Here is a 19,119-nt window from a genome sequence, read left to right as displayed (position 1 = left end):
CGACTTGTCATAGAGCCCCTGCGGCGATTGAGCAGCGGGGTCCGGGGGCGGAGCCCCGCGGCCGGGTCAACGGCCCAGCACGACCATCGCGGCATTGTGCCCCGGAATCCCGCTGACCCCGCCTCCGCGCACTGCACCCGCCCCGCACAGCAACACGTTGGCGTGCTCCGTCTCCACACCCCACCGGCCGGTGCCCCGCGTGGCGTACGGGAACGACAGCTCCCGGTGGAAGATGTTGCCGCCGGGCAGCCGGAGGTCGTGTTCGAGGTCGAGCGGGGTCTTGGCCTCGATGCACGGTCGGCCGTCGGCGTCGGACGCCAGACAGTCCTCGACGGGCTCGGCGAGCTGGGCGTTCAGTTGCGCGAGCGTCGCCTTCAACAGCTCCGCGCGCGCCGCGTCGTTGTCCTCGGCGAACAGCCGCGCCGGGGTGTGCAGTCCGAAGAGGGTGAGCGTCTGGTAGCCGCGCTCGACCAGCTCCGGCGCGAGAATCGTGGGGTCGGTCAGGGAGTGGCAGTAGATCTCGGACGGCGGAGCGGAGGGCAGGGCCCCGCCCGCCGCCTCCGCGTACGCCGTCGCCAACTGTCCGTACCCCTCCCCCACATGGAACGTCCCGGCGAACGCCTCACGTGGATCGACGGACGTGTCCTTGAGCCGCGGCAGCCGCTTCAGCAACATGTTGACCTTGAGCTGCGCTCCCTCGGCGGGCGCCGGCGGGGTGTCGCCTGTGAGCCGGGCGAGGTCCTGCGGTGACGCGTTGACGAGGACGTTCCGCGCGGCGATCGTGCCCTCGAAGTCACCTGTCCGGTAGGAGACTTCGGCCTCGGCGCCGTCCGTCTCGATCCGAGTCACCTCGTGCCCGGTGACCAGGTCGGCCCCCGCCGCGCGCGCCGCGTCGGCGAGCCCTTCCGTGAGGGCGCCCATGCCGCCGACCGGGACGTCCCAGTCACCCGTGCCGTTGCCGATCACGTGGTACAGGAAGCACCGGTTCTGGGCCAGGGACGGGTCGTGGGCGTCGGCGAACGTGCCGATCAGACCGTCCGTGAGGACCACGCCGCGCACCAGATCGTCATCGAAGTGCCGCTCGATACCTACGCCGATGGGTTCCTCGAACAGCAGCCGCCACGCCTCCTCGTCGCCGACCCGCTCCCGCAGCGCGTCCCGGGAGGGCAGCGGTTCGGTGAGCGTCGGAAAGACCCGTTCGGCGACGCGCCGGGTCGTCTCGTAGAAGCGGGTCCACGCCTCGTACTCCCGCTCCCCACCGGTCAGTTGGCGGAACGCGTCACGGGTGCGCGCCTCCCCGCCACCCACCAGGAGCCCCGTCGGGCGGCCGTCGCGGACGGTCGGGGTGTACGAGGAGACATCACGGCTGGCGGTGGCGAAACGTAGCCCCAGATCGGCCACGATCTTCTTCGGCAGCAGACTGACCAGGTACGAATACCGGGAGAGCCGGGCGTCGACGCCCGCGAACGGGCGGGTGGAGACGGCGGCGCCTCCCGTGTTCCCGAGGCGTTCGACGACGGCGACGGACTGTCCTGCGCGGGCGAGATAGGCGGCGGCCACCAGGCCGTTGTGGCCGCCGCCGACGACGACCGTGTCGTACCGGTCGCGGAGATCATGTGCGGTCATGGCCCTTGGTAACACGGGCCGCGTGCGTCGGACCAGAGGTCAGGCCCGCGCCCCCGCGGGTTCCGGCTCCGGAGCCACCGTGACCGGCCGCTCTCGGTCGTCCCGCATCAGGAAGCTCGCCACGACAGTGAGCACGGCGACCGTCACGGCCATCCACACGTACGCCTGCGAGAAGCCGATCGCGGCGTACGCGGCGCCGAAGACGGTGGAGAACAGGGCGACGCCGATCTGCTTGGCGAAGTTGAAGCCGAGCATGTAGGCGGTCGCCGAGATCCGCACGTCGAACATCCTGGTGAGGTACTTCATCACCGACACCAGCATCAGCGGCATCTCGAACGAGGCGAGCAGCCGCCACACCACGAGCAGCGCGGTGTGCGTGAACAGGGCCGCGCCCAGGATGCGTACGACGAGGATGGTGGCGAAGAGCAGCAGCCCCTTGCGGGCGCCGACGCGGTTCACGAACCACGGTGTGAACACCATGACGCCGGCCTCGAGGAACACCTGGACCGCGACGACCCGCGAGAACAGCACGTTGGCGTCGCCGCTGGTGACGAACTGGGCGAAGTAGTTGGGGAACTGCTGGTCGAAGACGTCGTAGAGAGCGGCGGTGCCGAACATCAGCAGGACGAAGCCGAGGAAGCTGCGATCGCGCAGCAGGTGTCCGACGGCCTCCTTGGAGATCCGCCGCGCGCCGGGCTCCGTCTCCTCGGCCGGGGCCTCCTCCGGCACCGGCGTACGCGCGAGGAGAAGCAACGTACCGAGCAGCAGCGCCGAGCAACTCCCCGCCCACCACACGCTGTCCGGGTTCGCCGCCCACAGGATGCCGCCGACGAGGTTGGCGGTGCCGCCCGCGAGCGAGCCGAAGAGGCGGGCGTGGCCGTATTCGAAGCGGTGGGCGCGGCTGTTGCGCTCGTTGAACGCCTCGACGACGCCGACTCCGGAGTTGAGCGCCAGGCTGAGGTAGATACCGCCGACGGCCGCCGCGAGGTACTGGTTGACGTCGATCAGCGGCAGGAACACGAACCCGAAGAACGGGCCCATGAGCGCCGCGCACACCACGACCACCGAGAACAGGTGCTTGCGGAAGCCGAGCCGGTCCTGGAGGTAGCCGTACAGCGGCTGCAGCACCAGCGCGGTCACCGCCATCACGGTGTTGACCATGCCGATGGCGGCGGGGCCCATGCCGCCCTCGTTCTTCAGCCAGATCGGCAGGAAGGTGAAGGTGAGGGCCCAGATGCCGAAGTAGAAGAAGTACAGGCCGCCGAAGTTCCAGAAGACGGGCCTTCTGAGCGACTCCGCGGCGCTCACCGGGACAGACCCGTCGCGGGCAGGACGGCCGTCTCGTCGGCCGAAGGGGTCGGGCGGGTGTCGGCGACGGGCACGCCCCACACCGGTTCGCCGTCGGCGTCGAACGGCAGGATCTGCGCGCGGGCGTGCCGGTTGGGGTCGCGGAGCGGGTCGCCGACGATCTCCGTGTAGGTACGGGCGTGGTAGACGAGGACCGTGTCGCCGTCCTCGGTGGTGGTGAACGAGTTGTGGCCGGGGCCGTACTGGCCGCCTGCGGGCTCGGAGACGAAGACGGGGTCCGGGGACTTGGTCCAGGAGGCCGGGTCCAGGAGGTCGCCGCCCGCGTCCGCCGTCAGCAGCCCCATCGCGTAGTCGATGCCGGTGGCGGCGCCCGAGTACGTGAGGAACACCCGCCCCTCGCGGACCAGCACGGACGGGCCCTCGTTGACCCAGAACCCCTTGATCTCCCAGTCGAATTCGGGACGGGTGAGGAGGACGGCCGGGCCGCCGAGGGTCCACGGGTTCGCCATCGGCGCGATGTAGAGGTTGGAGTGGCCGCGGATCGCGTTGTCCTGCTGCGCCCACACCAGGTACTGCCGTCCGTCGAGGACGAAGCTGGTGGCGTCGAGGGCGAACGACTCCCAGCCGGTGTCGACCTGGCCCCGATCCACCCACTCCCCCGTGAGCGGGTCGTCGGCCGCGCACTCCAGGACGTATATCCGGTGGTTGAACGTCTCGTTGGCGCCGGGGACGTCGGCCTTCGGCGTCTCGTCGGGGGCGGCGGCGTAGTACACGTACCAGCGGCCGTCGACCCGGTGCAGTTCCGGCGCCCAGATGAGATGGGACCGCGGTCCTTCCGTGTGACGCTCCCAGATCGTCACCTCGTCGGCCGCCTGCAGGGCGGCGAGCCGCTCGGCCCCGCGCAGCACGATCCGGTCGTACGCGGGGTGGGACGCGGTGAAGTAGTACGTCCCTTCGTGGCGCAGCACGCACGGGTCGGCGCGTTGCAGGACGATCGGGTTCGGGATGTCGTCCGGGGGCGTCACACGGTCGGTCATGCGGTCTTCTCCTCGTTCAGAACGATCAAATGCCGTCAGCTGTTCGCGCTGGTGTCGCGGGTGCGGCGGCCCTTTCCGCCCTCGCCGAAGTGCCTCCACACCAGGAAGGCCAGGCCGAGCAGGAGCATCCCGCCGCCGGTCCACAGGTTGAGGTTGAGGCCCTGCGCCTTGTCGATCTCGGCATCGGAGGCGCCGAAGCCGAGGACCGTGAGGACGAGTCCGTAGGCGACGAACAGGCCGCCGATGACGAGCCGGATGTCGAAGAGGGCGGACGCCGTGCCCGACTCCTGCTCCAGCGCGTCGACTTCCTGTTGCAGGGCTTCGTTGTCCGACTGGGGTGCGGGTGTCGTCGTCATGCGTCAGCTCCAGTACGGGATGTAGAGGGCGAGGGCGAGGATCAGCGCGCTCCAGCCGAGGACGGCGGGCCGCCGGTACCAGACGACGGGCTCGGTGTCGGCCGCCGCGAGGGCCGTCTCGGTGCGGGTGGCGGTGGCCACGCCGCCCTGGCCGCCGAGGTCCGTCCCGGACAGTTCGAGCGGCTCCGTGTTCGGGTCCGGCGCCGTCGTCCCGTAGACCAGGCCCGCGATCTCGTGCTCCGGCTTCGGCGCGGTGAACAGGGTGACGAGCACCATGACGAGCGCGCCGACGACGAGCGAGACGATGCCGGAGACGAAGTTGGCGCCCTGGTCGGTGGGGATGTCGACGAGGCCGCCCTTGTAGACGACGAAGTAGTTGACCATCGCCGCGACTGTGCCCGAGAGCAGGCCCCAGAAGCCGGACTTGACCGAGGTCCGCTTCCAGAACATGCCGATGATGAAGACGACGAACATCGGGGTGTTGAAGAAGGAGAACAGGGTCTGGAGGTAGTTCATGATGTTCGAGAAGGACGAGGCCAGGAAGGCCGTCCCGACCGATATCAGCACACCCACCACCGTGACGATCTTGCCGGTGCGCAGGTAGTGCGCGTCGTCCGCGTCCTTCTTGACGTAACGGGCCCAGATGTCCGTCGTGAACACGGTGTTGAACGACGACACGTTCGCCGCCATGCCCGCCATGAACGCGGCGAGCAGACCGGTGACGGCGATGCCGAGGACACCGTTCGGCAGCAGCCGCTCCATCAGGTACGGGATCGCGTCGTTGTACGTGAGGTCGGAGCCCGCGGTGCCGATCTTCGGCACGAGGGCGGCGACGACCAGGCCCGGGATCATCACCAGGAACACGATGAACATCTTCGGGAACGCGGCGATGAGCGGTGTGCGCTGCGCGGCCGAGAGGTCCTTGGCGGACAGGGCGCGCTGCACCTCGGCGAAGTTGGTGGTCCAGTAGCCGAAGGAGATGACGAAGCCGAGGCCGAGCACGATGGTCAGCCAGTTGGCGCCGAGCGGGTTGGCCTCACCGATCCCCGTACCGCCCCACGCCGTCATGAAGTTGTGGCCGTGGCCCGACTCCAGGGTGTGCGAGAGCCCGCCCCAGCCGCCGACGCGGCGCAGGCCGACGATGGTCAGCGGGATCAGCGCGGCGAGGATCACGAAGAACTGAAGGACCTCGTTGTAGATCGCCGAGGACAGGCCGCCGATGGTGATGTACGCGAGGACGAACGCGCCGGCGACGACGATCGCGACCCACTGCGGCCAGCCGAGCAGCGCCTGCACGACGAGCCCGAGGGCGTACAGGTTGACTCCGGCGATCAGCACGGAGGCGACCGCGAAGAGGATGGAGCTGAGCAGGTGCGCCGACTTGTCGTACCTGAGCAGCAGGAACTCGGGGACCGAGCGCACCTTCGACTTGTAGTAGAACGGCATCATCACCAGGCCGAGGAAGACCATGGCGGGGATGGCGCCGATCCAGTACCAGTGCGTGACGTAGACGCCGTACTGGGCGCCGTTGGCGGCCATGCCGAGGATCTCGGTGGCGCCGAGGTTGGCGGATATGAAGCCCAGACCGGTGATCCAGGCGGGCAGGGAGCGGCCGGAGAGGAAGAAGTCGAGGCTGGTCTTGATGGAGCGGCGGGCGGCGAACCCGATGCCGAGGACGACGACGAAGTACATGCCCACGAGGGCGTAGTCGATCCCGTTGATGTCAAGACGCAGCCCGCTGGCCAGTTGCTGCATGGGTCGTACTCACTTCATTGTGCGTGCGGGTTGTCTGTGGATTCCTTGCGGACTCAGATCGCCTGGTGGAGGCGGTGGAACGCGGCGTTCCAGCGCAGTTCGTGCGCGAAGGAGCGGGTGGTGGTCGACCCGTCGATCAGGGCGAGTTCGACGTCGAGGATGTCCGCCAGGTCGGCGAGGTTCTCGGCGGTGAGGGCGGTGGACAGGACGGTGTGGTGGGCGCCGCCGGCGGTCAGCCAGCACTCGGTGGAGGTACGCAGGTCGGGGGCGGGCGCCCAGACGGCGCGCGCGACCGGCAGGTTCGGCATCGGGTGCGGGGGCTCGACGACCTCGATGGTGTTGGCGGTGAACCGGAAGCGGTCGCCCAGGTCGGAGATGGCGATGGTGACACCGTCGCCGGGCGCGGCGTCGAAGACCATGCGGACCGGGTCCTCGCGGTCGCCGATGCCCAGCGGGTGGATTTCCAGGCGGGGCTTTCCGGCGGCGATGCTCGGACACACCTCCAGCATGTGCGCCCCGAGGATGAGGCCCGCGCCGTCGGGCGCGAGGTCGTACGTGTAGTCCTCCATGAAGGACGTGCCGCCGCCCTCCGGAGTCATCGCTTTCAGGGCGCGCAGCAGCAGCGCCGTCTTCCAGTCGCCCTCGCCGCCGAAGCCGTAGCCGTCGGCCATCAGCCGCTGCACGGCGAGGCCGGGGAGCTGGCGAAGCCCGCCCAGGTCCTCGAAGTTGGAGGTGAACGCGGTGAAGCCGCCCTCGGTGAGGAAGGTGCGCAGACCCGCCTCGATCCGGGCGGCGTAGCGCAGCGACTCGTAGCGCTCGCCGAGGAGTTCGGGCGCGATGTCGTACTCGTTCTTGTACGTGTCGACGAGCGCGTCGATCTGCTCATCGGTGACCGCGTCGACGACCTCGACCAGGTCGTTCACGGCGTACGTGTTGACGGACGCGCCGAACCGCAGCTCGGCCTCGACCTTGTCGCCCTCGGTGACGGCGACGCCGCGCATGTTGTCGCCGATGCGGGCGAGCCGGGTGGAGCGGAAGGCGGCGGCGCCGCGCGTGGCGCGCTCCCAGGAGGTGAGGGAGGACTGGACGGCCGGGTCGGTGACGTGCCCGGCGACGGTCTTGCGCGGCTGGGCGAGCCGCGTCTGGATGTACCCGAACTCGCGGTCGCCGTGGGCGGCCTGGTTCAGGTTCATGAAGTCCATGTCGATGGTGTCCCACGGCAGCGCCGTGTTGGCCTGCGTGTGCAGGTGCAGCAGCGGCTTGCGCAGCGCGTCCAGGCCGGTGATCCACATCTTGGCCGGGGAGAAGGTGTGCATCCAGGCGATGACACCGGTGCACTCGTCGTCGGCGGTGGCGGCGGTGAGGGTGCGGCGGATCTCGTCGGTGCCGGTGAGGACGGGCTTCCACTCGACGTCGAACGGGAGTTGCTCGGCGATGGCGCGGGACTGCTCGGCGACCTGGGCGAGGGTCTCCTCGCCGTAGAGGTGCTGGCTGCCGGTGAGGAACCAGATGGTCATGGTGGTGCTCCTGTGGTGCGAAATGTCTTGCGGCGGTCGATGGTGCCTACGGGCCGTGGCTACTGGCCGGCCGTGCCTACTGGCCGTACGCGTTCTGGTAGCGGGCGTAGAGGCGGTCGATGTCGGCCTGGGCGATCGGCAGCGGGGCGCCGAGGGTGCGGGTGAGGTGGACGGTGCGGGCGACGTCCTCGCACATCACGGCGGCCTTGACCGCGGCCTTGGCGTCCTTGCCGACGGTGAACACGCCGTGGTTCTGCATGAGCACGGCGGGCGAGCGGTGCTCCTTGAGGGTGGCGACGATGCCGCGCCCGATGGAGTCGTCGCCGATCAGCGCGAACGGGCCGAGCGGGATCTCGGCGCCGAACTCGTCGGCCATGGCGGTGATGACACAGTCGATGGCCTCGCCGCGGGCCGCGAACGCGGTGGCGTACCCGGAGTGGGTGTGCACGACGCCGCCGACCTCCGGCATGTTCCGGTACACGTAGGCGTGCGCGGCCGTGTCGCTGGACGGGCGCAGCGGGCCGGCCAACTGCTTGCCGTCGAGGTCGCACACGGAAAGCGCCTGCGGGGTGAGGTCCTCGTACGAGATCCCGGACGGCTTGATGACGAACAGGTCGGTGCCGGGGACCCGGCCCGACACATTGCCGGAGGTCCAGGTGACGAGCCGGTTCGTGACGAGTTCGGCGTGCAGCTCGCAGACCTCGCGCCGGGCGGTGTCGAGGGCGTCGACGAACGCGGCGAGGGTGAGCGAGGTGCCTTCGGGCGTGGGCAGTTCGATGGCGGTGCTCATGCGGCGGGGACTCCCTGGCGGTTGCTCTTGCGGTGGGCGGCGTCGGACTTGATGTCGTGCAGGGCGTGCAGGACGGTGCCGTCGGCGAGGTGGTCGTGCAGGTGGCGGTACTGGGCGTAGAGGCGGTCGTAGGCGGCGGCGCGCTCGGGGTCGGGCAGCCAGGCGTCGCGGGTGCGGGCGCCCATGGCGTGGGCGGCCTCGCGGATGTCGGCGTAGCGTCCGGCGGCGACGGCGGCGTGGATGGCGGAGCCGAGGGCGGGCCCCTGGTCCGAACCGACCGTGGACAGCGGCATGTTGAGGACGTCGGCGTACACCTGCATGACGAGCGGGTTCTGTACGAGGCCGCCGGCGGCGATGAACTCGGTGACGGGGACCCCGGAGTCGTTGAAGGCCTCGACGATGGTGCGGGCGCCGAACGCGGTGGCCTCGACGAGCGCCCGGTAGACGTCCTCGGGCTTGGTGTAGAGGGTGAGTCCCGCGATGACGCCGGTGAGGCGGTGGTCGACGAGGACGGAGCGGTTTCCGCTGTGCCAGTCGAGCGCCACGAGGCCGTGCTCGCCGACCTCTTGGGCGGCGGCGAGTTCGCTGAGGTACGTGTGCAGGCTGACGCAGCGCCGCTCGGCCTCCGCGTGGTACGCCGGGGGCACTTGGTGGTCGGTGAACCAGCCGAAGATGTCGCCGACGCCGGACTGCCCGGCCTCGTATCCGTACAGTCCAGGGACGATGCCGTCGCGGACGACGCCGCACATGCCGGGGACCTCGGCGAGCTTGTCGGACGGCATGACGTGGCAGGTCGACGTGCCCATGATGGCGGTCATCTGGCCCGGCTCGACGGCGTCGGCGGCGGCGGAGGTGACATGCGCGTCGACGTTCCCGACGGCGACCGCGATGCCCTCCGGGAGGCCGGTGAGGCGGGCCGCGGCGGCAGAGAGGCGGCCGGCGAGCCCGCCGAGCGGGGCGAGGTCCGGCTCCGCTCCCCCGTCGGGGCCGGAGCGGGTGCCGATCCCGTCCGTGAGCTTCGAAGTGAAGCCCGCGAAGCCGGGGTTGAGGGCGGCGAGGAAGTCCTCGGACGGGTAGCCGCCGTCCTGGAAGATGCCCTTGTACCCGGCGGTGCAGGTGTTGCGGGTCTCGACGCCCGTCAGCTGCCAGATGATCCAGTCCGCTGCCTCGATCCACCGCTCGGCGCGCTCGTACGTCTCCGGGTCCTCCTCCAGGACCTGGAGCGCCTTGGCGTACTCCCACTCGGAGGAGATCTTGCCGCCGTAGCGGGCGAGCCACGTCTCACCGCGCTCGGCGGCAAGGGAGTTGATGCGGTCGGCCTGCCCCTGCGCGGCGTGGTGCTTCCACAGCTTGGGCCAGGCGTGCGGGCGGTCAGGGGCGACCTCGCGCAGCGGGGTGCCGTCGGCGAGCGCGGGCAGCACGGTGCAGGCGGTGAAGTCGGTGCCGATGCCGACGACTTGGGACGCGTCGACACCGGCGGCGGCGAGCGCCTTGGGCACGGCCCGGGTGAGGACCTCGACCCAGTCGCGGGTGTCCTGGAGCGCCCAGTCGACGCCGAGCGCGGGGCCGCCGCCGGGCAGCTCCTCGGTGATCACCGCGTTCGCGTAGGCGTGCACGGCGCTGCCGAGCTGCGCGCCGTCCGAGACACGGACGACGACGGCGCGGCCGGAGAGCGAGCCGTAGTCGATGCCGATGACGTACTCGGGGACCGGGGAATGGGACACGGTGACTCCTGGCGGAAGAAAGCGAAGAAAGGCAATGAATCAGGGCATGTGACCGCTAACATCGCGGCGCGGGATCAACATGTGAGCGCTAACATCAGACCCTTCGGTCGGACGGGGACGGGAGGGGGTTTGGTTGTCCGGTGCTGGTTCTCAGCGCCGCGGCGGCGGACCGCTGCTCTCGCGCAACTTCAGTGTGGGTACGAGGACTTCGTCCACGACCTCGCCGGAGGCACCGGTCGCGGCGCGCGCCAGCAGGTCGATCGCCCGCTGGCCGAGCGCCCCGAAGTCCTGGCGGACCGTGGAGAGGGCCGGGGTGATCCAGGCCGCTTCCGGGATGTCGTCGAAGCCGACGACGCTGAGCCGCTCCGGCACGGACACCCCTGCCTCGTGGAGCGCCTTCAGCAGGCCGAGCGCCATGTGGTCGTTGGCGACGAACACGGCGGTGGCGCCACTGTCGAGCAGCGCGGCCGCCGCACGGTGGCCGTCGACGAAACTCCAGCCGCCGCGCACGAGTTCGGGCACGGGGCGGCCCGCGTCGCGCAGCGCCGTCCGCCAGCCTTCCTCGCGCTCGGCGGCCTCGCCCCAGCCGGCCGGCCCCGCCAGGTGCCACACGGTGTCGTGCCCGGCGTCGAGCAGCGCGGTCACGGCGGCGTGCGCCCCTGCCACGTTGTCGACGCGGACCGTGCACACGTCGTCGGCCCGGCCCGTGATGACGAGGGGCACGCCCTCGGGCACCGCGGCGACGGCGCGTGTGGCGAGCCGTTCGGGCAGGTCGAGGACGAGTCCGTCGACGCCGTTCTCGACGAGGAAGTCGACCGATTCGGCGACCCGGTCCTCGTCGGTGTCGCGGAGGCTGATGACGGTGCAGGCGTGGCCCGCTTCGCGCGCGGCGCCTTCCAGGCCCTGGAAGGTGGAGGCGCGGCCGTACAGTTCCGCGTTGTGCGTGAGGACGCCGATGGCGCCGCTGCGGCGCATGGCGAGGGCGCGGGCGATGCGGTTGCGGCGGTAGCCGAGCTGCTCGACCGCGGCGAGTACCCGTTCGCGGGTCTCGGGGAGTACCTGCGGGCTGCCGTTGAGGACGCGCGAGACGGTCTGGTGGGAGACGCCTGCGGCGCGGGCGACGTCGGCCATGACGGGTTTGCCCGCCTTCTTGGCCGCCTGCTTGTCGCCGTGCTCGCGCTGCACGCCCTTGCTGTCGGGCGCCATTCGCTCCACCTCCCGCGGGTCCTCATCATTGACGGCTCGCGCTGCACGCTGGTGCGTGTTAGCGCTCACAACCTAGGCAGGACGATCAGCGGGCGCAAGGAAATGTGACGCGGGCCACGCCGTTTTCACGGAGATGCCGCGGCCTGTTGGCGCAGCGCCGCCACCCGCCGGTAGAGGGCCACCGCGTCGGCGGTGCGGCCGAGTTGCTCCAGGCAGTGGGCCTCGTCGTTGCGGCTGGCGAGGGTGCTGGGGTGAGCCTGGCCGAGGACCCGCTCGCGGGCGGCGGCCACCGTCCGGTACTCGGCGAGGGCGTCCTGCCAGCGACCCAGCCAGCCGAGGCCGACGGCGACCTCGCGGCGGCTGACGAGCGTGTCCGGATGGTCCGGGCCGAGCACCCGCTCGCGGATCGCGCACACGTCGCGGGCCTCCGCGAGGGCCTCCTCCCAGCGGGCCAGCCGGCCGAGGTTCACACCGAGTCCGTGCCGGGCGCGCAGCGTTTCGGGGTGGTCGGGCCCGCTGACCCGCGTACGGTCGTCGATCAGGTCGCGGTAGAGCGTCAGGGCGTCCGCGCTGCGGCCCAACCGGCCGAGGCTGATGCCCATTTCGTAGCGGACGGCGAGGGTGTCGGGGTGGTCGGGGCCGAGCGCCCGCACTCGCGCCCGCGCGACCTCCTGGTAGGTGCGCAGGGCCTCGCCCCACCGGCCCAACTGGCCGAGCGTGTAGCCGACTTCGCAGCGGGTGACGAGCGTGTCGGGGTGGTCGGCGCCGAGGACGCGGGCGCGGGCGTCGGCGACCTCGCCCGCCATCCGGTAGGAGTCCTCCAGGCGGCCGAGCCTGCTGAGGTTGAAGGCGAGGTTGTGGCGGCAGCGCAGCGTGTCGGGGTGCTCGGGCCCCATGGCGCGCTCACGGGCGGCGAGCACGGCGGTGTACGCCTGGTGCGCCTCGAAGTGCCGCCCCAACTTGCCGAGGACGTACGCGACTTCCTGCCGCGCGCCGAGCGTGTCGGGGTGGTCCGGGCCGAGCACCCGCTCGCGGCCCTCCACGACGCCCCGGTATTCGCGCAGCGCGTCGGCGGCCCGGCCGGTGCGGCTGAGGGTGAAGGCGACTTCGTAGCGGCTCGCGAGGGTGTCGGGGTGGTCGGGACCGAGGGCGTGCTCGCGTTCGGCGGCGACCGAGCGGTGCACCTCGCCCGCCTCGGTCCAGCGGCCGAGCCGGCCGAGGCTGAGTCCCGCGTTGTGCCGGGAGAGCAGGGTGGCGAGCAACTCCGGTGCGGGCGCGGGTCGTTCCGGGGGCCGTGGCGGGGTGGCGGTGCGGTCGGTGTCGCGGGGGATCCACTCGCCGGAGAGCCCGGCGGCGGCGTCCGGGGGTGTGAACCTGGGGCCGGGGCCGCCGGTGGCCTTGTGTCCGGTGGTCATGCCGCGGGTCCAGGACGGCAGCCGGGGCTCGCGGGAACCGGGCCGCTCCGGCACCGACCGCTCCGGCACCGACTGTTCCGGCACCCGCTGCTCCGGCACCGACTGTTCCGGCACCCGCCGCTCCGGCGTCTGCCGTTCCCGTACGGGCCGCTGCGCGGCCTGCTCCCCGGTGCGCGGTTCGTGGTGCGGGGCCCGCATGGTCGGCACGTACCCGCCGGGCCAGGACCGGGCGCCTTCGGTGATCCGCCGGCCCAGTTCACGGGCGTCGCGCGGGCGTTGCTCGGGCTCCTTGGCGAGCAGGTCAAGGATGATCCGGTCGAGGTAGCCGGGCAGTTCGGGGCGGTGGCCGCGCGGCGCCTCGGGGATGGTGTCGCGGTGCCCGACGAGCACGGCCCACGCGTCCTCGAGGTCGAACGGCGGGGCGCCCGTGGCGACCTCGTACAGCACACACCCCAGCGAGTACAGGTCGCTGCGCTCGTCGACCTGGTCGCCGCCGATCTGCTCGGGCGACATGTAGTGCGGCGTGCCCATGGCGATGCCGGTGCCGGTGAGCCGGGCCGTGAAGCCGATGTCGTGGCCGAGGCGGGCGATGCCGAAGTCGCAGATCTTCGCGGTGCCGTCGCCGAGCCGCATGATGTTGGCGGGCTTCAGGTCGCGGTGCACGACGCCCTGTTCGTGGGTGTAGGCGAGGGCGGACGAGACCTGTTCGGCCATGTCGACGATGTCGTCGACGGGCAGCGGCGCCCTCGGACGGGTCTCATCGAGGAGCTGGCTGAGGTTCTTGCCCTCAAGGAGCTCCATCACCAGGTACAGGATGCCTTCGTACTCACCGAAGTCGTGGACGACGGTGATGCCGCGGTGCTGGAGGGAGGCGGCGACGCGTGCCTCTCTGCGAAAGCGCTCGCGCAGGATCCGGGTGAAGGACTGGTCGCGCTGCGGTCCGAGCGGCTTGAGGCACTTGACGGCGACGAGCCGGCCGAGCGACTCGTCGCGCGCCCGCCAGACCTCGCCCATGCCGCCCCGGCCGATCAGTTCGAGCAGCCGGTACCGCCCGTGGATCAGCCTGACGTCTCGCGTCTCCCCCACCCCTGGCATCTCCCGCTGTCGCCCCCGTCGCCTCGCTGCGCCCTCCCCGGCCCGTCCAGTATGGCTGCCCATCTGTCGACTTTGTACGGGGCGGGGCGGCTGTCGGCACCGAGTCTCCCCATGGCGCGCAGGATGTGTTTGGGCGGGAGTTGCCAGCGCACCCGGTCGGGAATCAGGCGCAGCGCGGTGCCGGTGGCGCGCAACCGGCGCGTGACGGCGGCCGGTTCGGGCGCCCGTCTGCCGTACAGCTCGTGGGCGTACGGCGGCAGGGCGGCGTACGCCAGGTTGGCCACGCGCCGCCAGAGCGCTTCGCGCGCGGGGATCAGCAGCGGGTGGGCGGGCGGCCGTTGCAGGAAGTCGTCGACGTCGCGGGCCTCGGGTCCCGCGGCGAGTTCGGGCCGCACCTTCTCGAAGTACGCCGCCAACTCGGCCTGGCTGCCCGGGACTTCGCCCGGGTCGAGGCCGACGAGCCGGGCGCTGGTGCGGTGTTCGGCGATGTACCGGTCGGCCTGCGCCTCGGTGAGCCGGAACCCGGAGCGGCGGGCGACGCGCAGGTAGGAGTCGATCTCGGCGCAGTGCACCCAGAGCAGCAACTCGGGTTCGTCGACGCCGTACCGCTCCCCCGTGTCCGGGTCCAGCGCCGTGAGCCGCCGGTGGATCCCCCGCACCCGCGCCCCCGCCTTCTCGGCGGCCTCACTCGTCCCGTACGTCGTCGTCCCCACGAAACCCGCGGTCCGCATGAGCCGACCCCACGCGTCCCGCCGGAAGTCCGAGTTCTGCATGACGCCGCGCACGGCCCGCGGGTGCAGCGCCTGGAAGTACAGGGCGCGCACCCCCGCTATCCACATCATGGGGTCGGCGTGCACCTGCCAGGTCACCGAGTCCGGGCCGAAGAGTCCGGGGTCCGCCTCGCTCATGTCGCACCTCCTGCTCGCAGCGTACGCACACGGCGGCGCCGGCCGACACGGCGGCGGCGGTCAGCGGGCGGTACCGGTGGCGAACGCGGGGAGCGGGGCCGGGACCAGCGGCAGCAGGACGTCGAGAGCGGCCTGGCAGGCGGCCACGGTGCGGGCGTTGTCGTCGGTGTCGCGGACCGTGACGCGGACGGTTCGGCCTTCGTACGCCGTCGAGAGCGGGGACAGGTCGCGCAGGTAGACGTCGTGGCGGCGGCACTCGCGGACCAGTTGGGCGGCGCTCGGTCCTTCGGGCGGGAGGGTCAGGGTGAGGAAGTTCGCGATGCCTTCCTCGACCACCACGCCCTCCCCCAACTCGGCGAGGTCGGTGGCGAGTCGGGAGCGCAGGGTGTGGGTGCGCAGCCAGTGGTCGGTGTAGTACGCGGGTTCGCGCAGGGCGGCGACGGCGGCCAGTTGGCCGGGCAGGCCGAGCGGCCAGGGCGGGGTCCAGCGGCGCAGGTGTGCGGCGGTGGCGGGGGCGGCGACCAGGTAGGCGGCGCGGGCGCCGGACAGGGCGTACGTCTTGGAGAGGGAGGCGCACACGACGACGCGTGGGTCGGTCGCGGCGAGCGGGGCCAGGGACTCGGCGGGGTCCGCGTAGCCGAGGTAGGCCTCGTCGATCCACCAGCGGGTGTGCTCGGGCGTGGCGGCGATCGCGCGGCGCAGCTCGGCGGCGGGGAGGTGGACGCCGGTCGGGTTGTTGGGGTTGACCAGGACGACGAGGTCGTAGCGGCCGGTGGCGACGGTCGCGGCGAGCCGGTCCGTGTCGACGCGCCAGCCGTCCTCGCGGCGCAGCCGGAACCGGTCCGTGCGGCAGCCGACGACCTCCTCGGTGACGTGGGCGTACTCGCCGTATCCGGGGTCCATGAGGAGGACGCGGCTGCGCGGGGTCAGCCACTGGCCGAACGCCCGGAAGATCAGGTCGGAGGATCCCGCGCCGACCGCGAGCGCCTCGGCGGGCAGCCCGTGGCTCTCGGCGATCTGAGCCATGAGCCCCTCGGCCGCGGCGGGCGGCGAGGTGCGGGTCAGCCACCCCGGGTCCTCGCTGAGCACCGCCCGCACCCCGGGCGCCGGCGGGAACCAGGCGTCCAGCACGTCGGCGGGCACGATGTGCTGGCGGCGGTGGAGCGTACGGAAGTCCGTACCGATGGCGGTGAACGAGTCACCACCGTGCTCGCAGCCTTCGGGGCGGGGCTCGAAGGGCACGTCGAGGCACCAGTCGACGCTGTCGCGGAGCCGTTCGAGGAGGCGGCGGTGGCGGGTGGCGGCCGATCGGGCCAGTTCGCGTACGTCGCCGGAGAGCACCTCGAAGGTGAGCGCGCCGCAGTGCACGGTGCGGCCCACGGGGCGCAGTCCGGCGGCGAGGTACATGCCCAGCAGGTCGTCGCGCCCCATGGCGACGACCCGGCGCCCGCCGCGCGCGGCGATCCAGCGCAGCGCCGCGTACATGAGGAGGGGCGCGGCCGCGGTGGTCCGCTGATCCGGCTCGACGGTGAGGATACGGACCTCGAACGCGTCGGGGTCGTCGAGTTGCGGCAGTTCGTCGCGGGTCAGGTACCTGTCGAGGCCGTAGCGTCCCACCCACGGCGGGGTGACGCTGACGAATCCGACGCGGTTCGTGCCGCGCGCGGCGACGAGGTACACGTTGTCGCCGTCGAGCCGGTCGCGCAGCCGCCCGTCCGGGGTCGGCGCGTGCTGGCCCAACTCCTGTGCGTACACCCGGTGCCGGAGTTCGTGGATCCAGTCCCGGTCCTCGGGTGTGGCGGCGCGCAGTTGCAGGTGACGGCTCATGGCTCCCTCGTTCCGCACGGCGTGGGGCGGCGCGTGTCCCATCGTGCGCGGGCGCGGGCGGTCGGGGTCAGGGCCGACGTGCGCAGTACGTCTGAGTACGGATACTCAGGCGCGCCCGCCGCCGGCCGCACTCGGGGCGGGTGCGGAACCCGGTCAGCGGCTTGATCGTCCTGATGGGCGAGGACCGGTACGGAAATCGAGCCTGGGCCGACCAGGCGCAACGGGCGAGCGGACAGGGCGACATGAGCGAGCGGGTCAGCGAAGCGGAAGTCTCCGAAGCGCGTACCGGGGCGCGTACCGGAGCGCGTACGGGCCGTGCCCGCGTGCCGTGGGGGTGGCGGCGCGGCCGGGTGCTCACGGCGCTCGCCGCCCTGACGGCGCTCGTCCTCCTCTGCCACCGGCGGGTCCCGAACACGCCGGGGCGTCTGGGCAGCCTGCTCGAGTCGTTCCTGCCGTGGTTCGGACTGCTGGCGACGGCGGCGCTGCTCGCTCTTGGCCTGCTGCGCCGGGCGCCGCTCGCGCTCCTTGCCCTGCTCCTCCCGGTGGCGGCGTTGACGTACCGCTTCGGTGGCCTGCTGCTGCCCGCGCCCGAACCCGGCGACCGCGACCTCGTCGTCGTACAGCACAACGCGAGCGACGAGAACGGCGATCCGTCCGGTACCGCGCGCTCGCTGGCCGCCGCCGGGCCCGACCTCATCGCCCTGGAGGAGCTGCTGCCGGGGGCCCGCCCGGCGTACGAGCGGACGCTGGCCGCGCGCTATCCGCACCACGCGGTGGCCGGCACGGTCGGGTTGTGGTCGAAGCATCCGCTCAGCGGCGTGCGGGCGGCGGACATCAAGCCGGCGGGGATCACGGAGCCCTGGAGCCGCGGGCTGCGCGCGGTCGCCGGGACGCCGGGGCAGGACGTCGCCGTGTACGTCGCCCATCTGCCCTCGATACGGGTCGGCGCGAGCGGTCTCGCGTCGGAGTGGCGGGACGAGAGCGCCCGGAAGCTCGGCGCGGCGGTCGCCGCCGAGAAGACCGCCGCCGTGCTCGTCCTCGGCGACCTCAACGGCACCGTCGACGACCGCGGCCTCGCCCCGCTGACCTCACAACTCGACGTACCGGCACGCGGGTTCGCCTTCAGTTACCCCGCCGGTTTCCCGGCCGCCCGCATCGACCAGGTGATGGCCCGCTCCGCGAGCGTCGGCCGGATCCGGACGCTGCCCGCCACCGGCAGCGACCACCTCCCGGTGCTCGCCCGGATCACGCTCGACGACCCGGTCAGCGCCGCACCCTCGGCATCCCGAGGCCGATCCACGAGATGATCTCGCGCTGGATCTCGTTGTTGCCGCCGCCGAAGGTGAAGATGACGGCGGAGCGGTAGCCGCGCTCCAGCTCGCCGTGCAGGACGGTCCCCGCGCTGCCCTCCTTCAGGGCGCCCGCCGCGCCGACCACTTCCATCAGCCAGGCGTACGCGTCCCTGCGGGCCTCCGAGCCGTAGACCTTGACGGCGGAGGCGTCCTGCGGGAGGAGGGTGCCCTCCTGGACGGCGTTCACCATCTGCCAGTTGAGGAGCTTCATCGCGTCGAGCTTGGTGTGCGTCTGGGCGAGGCGCTTCCTGACCCAGCCGAGGTCGATGACCCGGCGCCCGTCGGCGAGCTTGGTGTCCATGGCCCAGCGCTGTACGTCGTGCAGGGCGCGGATCGCCATGGTGCCGTGGGCGGCGAGGGTGACGCGCTCGTGGTTGAGCTGATTGGTGATCAGGCGCCAGCCCTTGTTCTCCTCGCCGACCCGCCGCGAGACGGGGACGCGGATGTTCTCGTAGTAGCTCGCCGTGGTGTCGTGGGAGGCGAGGGTGTTGATGACGGTGCAGGAGTAGCCCGGGTCCGTGGTCGGGACCAGCAGCATCGTGATGCCCTTGTGCGGGGGCGCGTCCGGGTCGGTGCGGACGGCGAGCCAGACCCAGTCGGCGGTGTCGCCGTTGGTCGTCCAGATCTTCTGCCCGTTGACGAGGTACGTGTCGTCCTCGCGCACCGCCTTCGTCTTCAGCGCCGCCAGGTCGGTGCCCGCGTCGGGTTCGCTGTAGCCGATCGCGAAGTCCAGTTCGCCGGAGAGGATCTTCGGGAGGAAGAACTCCTTCTGCTCGTCCGTGCCGAACTGCATGATCGTCGGGCCGACGGTGTTCAGCGCCATCAGCGGCAGCGGCACACCCGCCTGCGCGGCCTCGTCGAAGAAGATGAACTGCTCCATGGGCGACAGGCCGCGGCCGCCGTACTCCTTCGGCCAGCCGACACCCAGCCACCCGTCACTGCCGAGCCGGCGCACGGTCTCCCGGTAGAACCGCTTCTGCGCGGCCGGGTCCTCGTAGCGCGCGTACGCGTTCTCGGGCACGAGCCCGGCGAAGTAGGCGCGCAGCTCGGTGCGCAACTGCTGCTGCTCAGGCGTGTATTCGAGATGCACGGCCCCTCCTGGCGGTCAACTGTGTGGCTCAGGCGCCGACTTGCGACGGCTTACGACGGCTTGCGACGGCTTACAACGGCTTGACGGCGCACACAGTAGAACGCGTTTCAGGA

Annotated in this window: 14 protein-coding genes; 1 reads left to right on the top strand and 13 read right to left on the bottom strand. The window is 71.6% G+C overall.

Features of this window, described 5'->3' with window-relative positions:
• Positions 1-66: 66 nt before the first annotated feature.
• The 12 genes from RBJ65_RS35035 to RBJ65_RS34980 all read right to left on the bottom strand — a co-directional run bounded on the left by RBJ65_RS35035 (position 67) and on the right by RBJ65_RS34980 (position 16,564).
• Positions 67-1,626 carry an NAD(P)/FAD-dependent oxidoreductase gene (locus RBJ65_RS35035; RefSeq protein ID WP_306319448.1) on the bottom strand — a complete coding sequence of 520 codons (1,560 nt, stop codon included), beginning with the start codon at positions 1,624-1,626 and terminating at the stop codon, positions 67-69.
• Between the two features lie 39 nt (positions 1,627-1,665).
• On the bottom strand, positions 1,666-2,934 hold the full coding sequence (locus RBJ65_RS35030) for an oligosaccharide MFS transporter (RefSeq protein ID WP_306319447.1): 1,269 nt from the start codon (positions 2,932-2,934) through the stop codon (positions 1,666-1,668).
• Positions 2,931-3,971 carry a glycoside hydrolase family 43 protein gene (locus RBJ65_RS35025; protein WP_306319446.1) on the bottom strand — a complete coding sequence of 347 codons (1,041 nt, stop codon included), beginning with the start codon at positions 3,969-3,971 and terminating at the stop codon, positions 2,931-2,933. Before RBJ65_RS35025 ends, RBJ65_RS35030 begins: the two co-directional genes overlap by 4 nt.
• Positions 3,972-4,006: 35 nt before the next feature.
• Positions 4,007-4,327 carry a hypothetical protein gene (locus tag RBJ65_RS35020; RefSeq protein WP_306319445.1) on the bottom strand — a complete coding sequence of 107 codons (321 nt, stop codon included), beginning with the start codon at positions 4,325-4,327 and terminating at the stop codon, positions 4,007-4,009.
• Between the two features lie 3 nt (positions 4,328-4,330).
• Positions 4,331-6,082, bottom strand: coding sequence for a sodium:solute symporter family protein (locus RBJ65_RS35015; protein ID WP_306319444.1), 1,752 nt, complete (start codon positions 6,080-6,082; stop codon positions 4,331-4,333).
• Between the two features lie 53 nt (positions 6,083-6,135).
• Positions 6,136-7,599, bottom strand: a complete 1,464-nt coding sequence (gene araA, locus RBJ65_RS35010; RefSeq protein ID WP_306319443.1) for an L-arabinose isomerase — start codon at positions 7,597-7,599, stop codon at positions 6,136-6,138.
• A 76-nt stretch (positions 7,600-7,675) separates the two neighbouring features.
• Positions 7,676-8,389 (bottom strand): L-ribulose-5-phosphate 4-epimerase, encoded by a 714-nt coding sequence (locus RBJ65_RS35005; RefSeq protein ID WP_306319442.1) that lies wholly within the window; start codon positions 8,387-8,389, stop codon positions 7,676-7,678.
• Positions 8,386-10,113 (bottom strand): ribulokinase, encoded by a 1,728-nt coding sequence (gene araB / locus RBJ65_RS35000; RefSeq protein ID WP_306319441.1) that lies wholly within the window; start codon positions 10,111-10,113, stop codon positions 8,386-8,388. The genes RBJ65_RS35005 and araB overlap by 4 nt, the downstream gene beginning before the upstream one ends.
• A gap of 150 nt (positions 10,114-10,263) precedes the next feature.
• Entirely contained in the window at positions 10,264-11,319 is a 1,056-nt protein-coding gene (locus RBJ65_RS34995) for a LacI family DNA-binding transcriptional regulator (RefSeq protein WP_306319440.1), read from the bottom strand.
• A 125-nt stretch (positions 11,320-11,444) separates the two neighbouring features.
• Positions 11,445-13,829, bottom strand: coding sequence for a serine/threonine-protein kinase (locus RBJ65_RS34990; RefSeq protein ID WP_306319439.1), 2,385 nt, complete (start codon positions 13,827-13,829; stop codon positions 11,445-11,447).
• Positions 13,793-14,737, bottom strand: coding sequence for an oxygenase MpaB family protein (locus RBJ65_RS34985; RefSeq protein ID WP_306319438.1), 945 nt, complete (start codon positions 14,735-14,737; stop codon positions 13,793-13,795). The genes RBJ65_RS34990 and RBJ65_RS34985 overlap by 37 nt, the downstream gene beginning before the upstream one ends.
• A 60-nt stretch (positions 14,738-14,797) precedes the next feature.
• Positions 14,798-16,564 carry a histidinol-phosphate aminotransferase family protein gene (locus RBJ65_RS34980; protein WP_306319437.1) on the bottom strand — a complete coding sequence of 589 codons (1,767 nt, stop codon included), beginning with the start codon at positions 16,562-16,564 and terminating at the stop codon, positions 14,798-14,800.
• A 242-nt stretch (positions 16,565-16,806) separates the two neighbouring features.
• Here RBJ65_RS34980 and RBJ65_RS34975 point away from each other — a divergent pair, with 242 nt between their 5' ends.
• Positions 16,807-17,871, top strand: a complete 1,065-nt coding sequence (locus RBJ65_RS34975) for an endonuclease/exonuclease/phosphatase family protein (RefSeq protein WP_372341296.1) — start codon at positions 16,807-16,809, stop codon at positions 17,869-17,871.
• On the opposite strand, the gene RBJ65_RS34970 is transcribed toward RBJ65_RS34975, so the two are convergent.
• Positions 17,828-19,006, bottom strand: coding sequence for an acyl-CoA dehydrogenase family protein (locus RBJ65_RS34970; protein WP_306319435.1), 1,179 nt, complete (start codon positions 19,004-19,006; stop codon positions 17,828-17,830). The two genes, RBJ65_RS34975 and RBJ65_RS34970, sit on opposite strands and share 44 nt — an antisense overlap.
• Between the last annotated feature and the right edge of the window lie 113 nt (positions 19,007-19,119).

Source organism: Streptomyces sp. KL109B (assembly GCF_030766935.1).
Lineage (GTDB): Bacteria > Actinomycetota > Actinomycetes > Streptomycetales > Streptomycetaceae > Streptomyces.
This window is presented reverse-complemented; position numbering and strand designations above follow the sequence as displayed.

Excerpts from the sequence above, each read along its gene's own strand:
- RBJ65_RS34990 (WP_306319439.1), bottom strand. The coding sequence starts at position 13,829 with ATGCCAGGGGTGGGGGAGACGCGAGACGTCAGGCTGATCCACGGGCGG.
- RBJ65_RS35005 (WP_306319442.1), bottom strand. The coding sequence starts at position 8,389 with ATGAGCACCGCCATCGAACTGCCCACGCCCGAAGGCACCTCGCTCACC.
- RBJ65_RS34975 (WP_372341296.1), top strand. The coding sequence starts at position 16,807 with ATGAGCGAGCGGGTCAGCGAAGCGGAAGTCTCCGAAGCGCGTACCGGG.
- RBJ65_RS34980 (WP_306319437.1), bottom strand. The coding sequence starts at position 16,564 with ATGAGCCGTCACCTGCAACTGCGCGCCGCCACACCCGAGGACCGGGAC.
- RBJ65_RS34985 (WP_306319438.1), bottom strand. The coding sequence starts at position 14,737 with ATGAGCGAGGCGGACCCCGGACTCTTCGGCCCGGACTCGGTGACCTGG.
- araA (WP_306319443.1), bottom strand. The coding sequence starts at position 7,599 with ATGACCATCTGGTTCCTCACCGGCAGCCAGCACCTCTACGGCGAGGAG.
- RBJ65_RS35015 (WP_306319444.1), bottom strand. The coding sequence starts at position 6,082 with ATGCAGCAACTGGCCAGCGGGCTGCGTCTTGACATCAACGGGATCGAC.
- RBJ65_RS35035 (WP_306319448.1), bottom strand. The coding sequence starts at position 1,626 with ATGACCGCACATGATCTCCGCGACCGGTACGACACGGTCGTCGTCGGC.
- RBJ65_RS34995 (WP_306319440.1), bottom strand. The coding sequence starts at position 11,319 with ATGGCGCCCGACAGCAAGGGCGTGCAGCGCGAGCACGGCGACAAGCAG.
- RBJ65_RS35020 (WP_306319445.1), bottom strand. The coding sequence starts at position 4,327 with ATGACGACGACACCCGCACCCCAGTCGGACAACGAAGCCCTGCAACAG.
- RBJ65_RS35025 (WP_306319446.1), bottom strand. The coding sequence starts at position 3,971 with ATGACCGACCGTGTGACGCCCCCGGACGACATCCCGAACCCGATCGTC.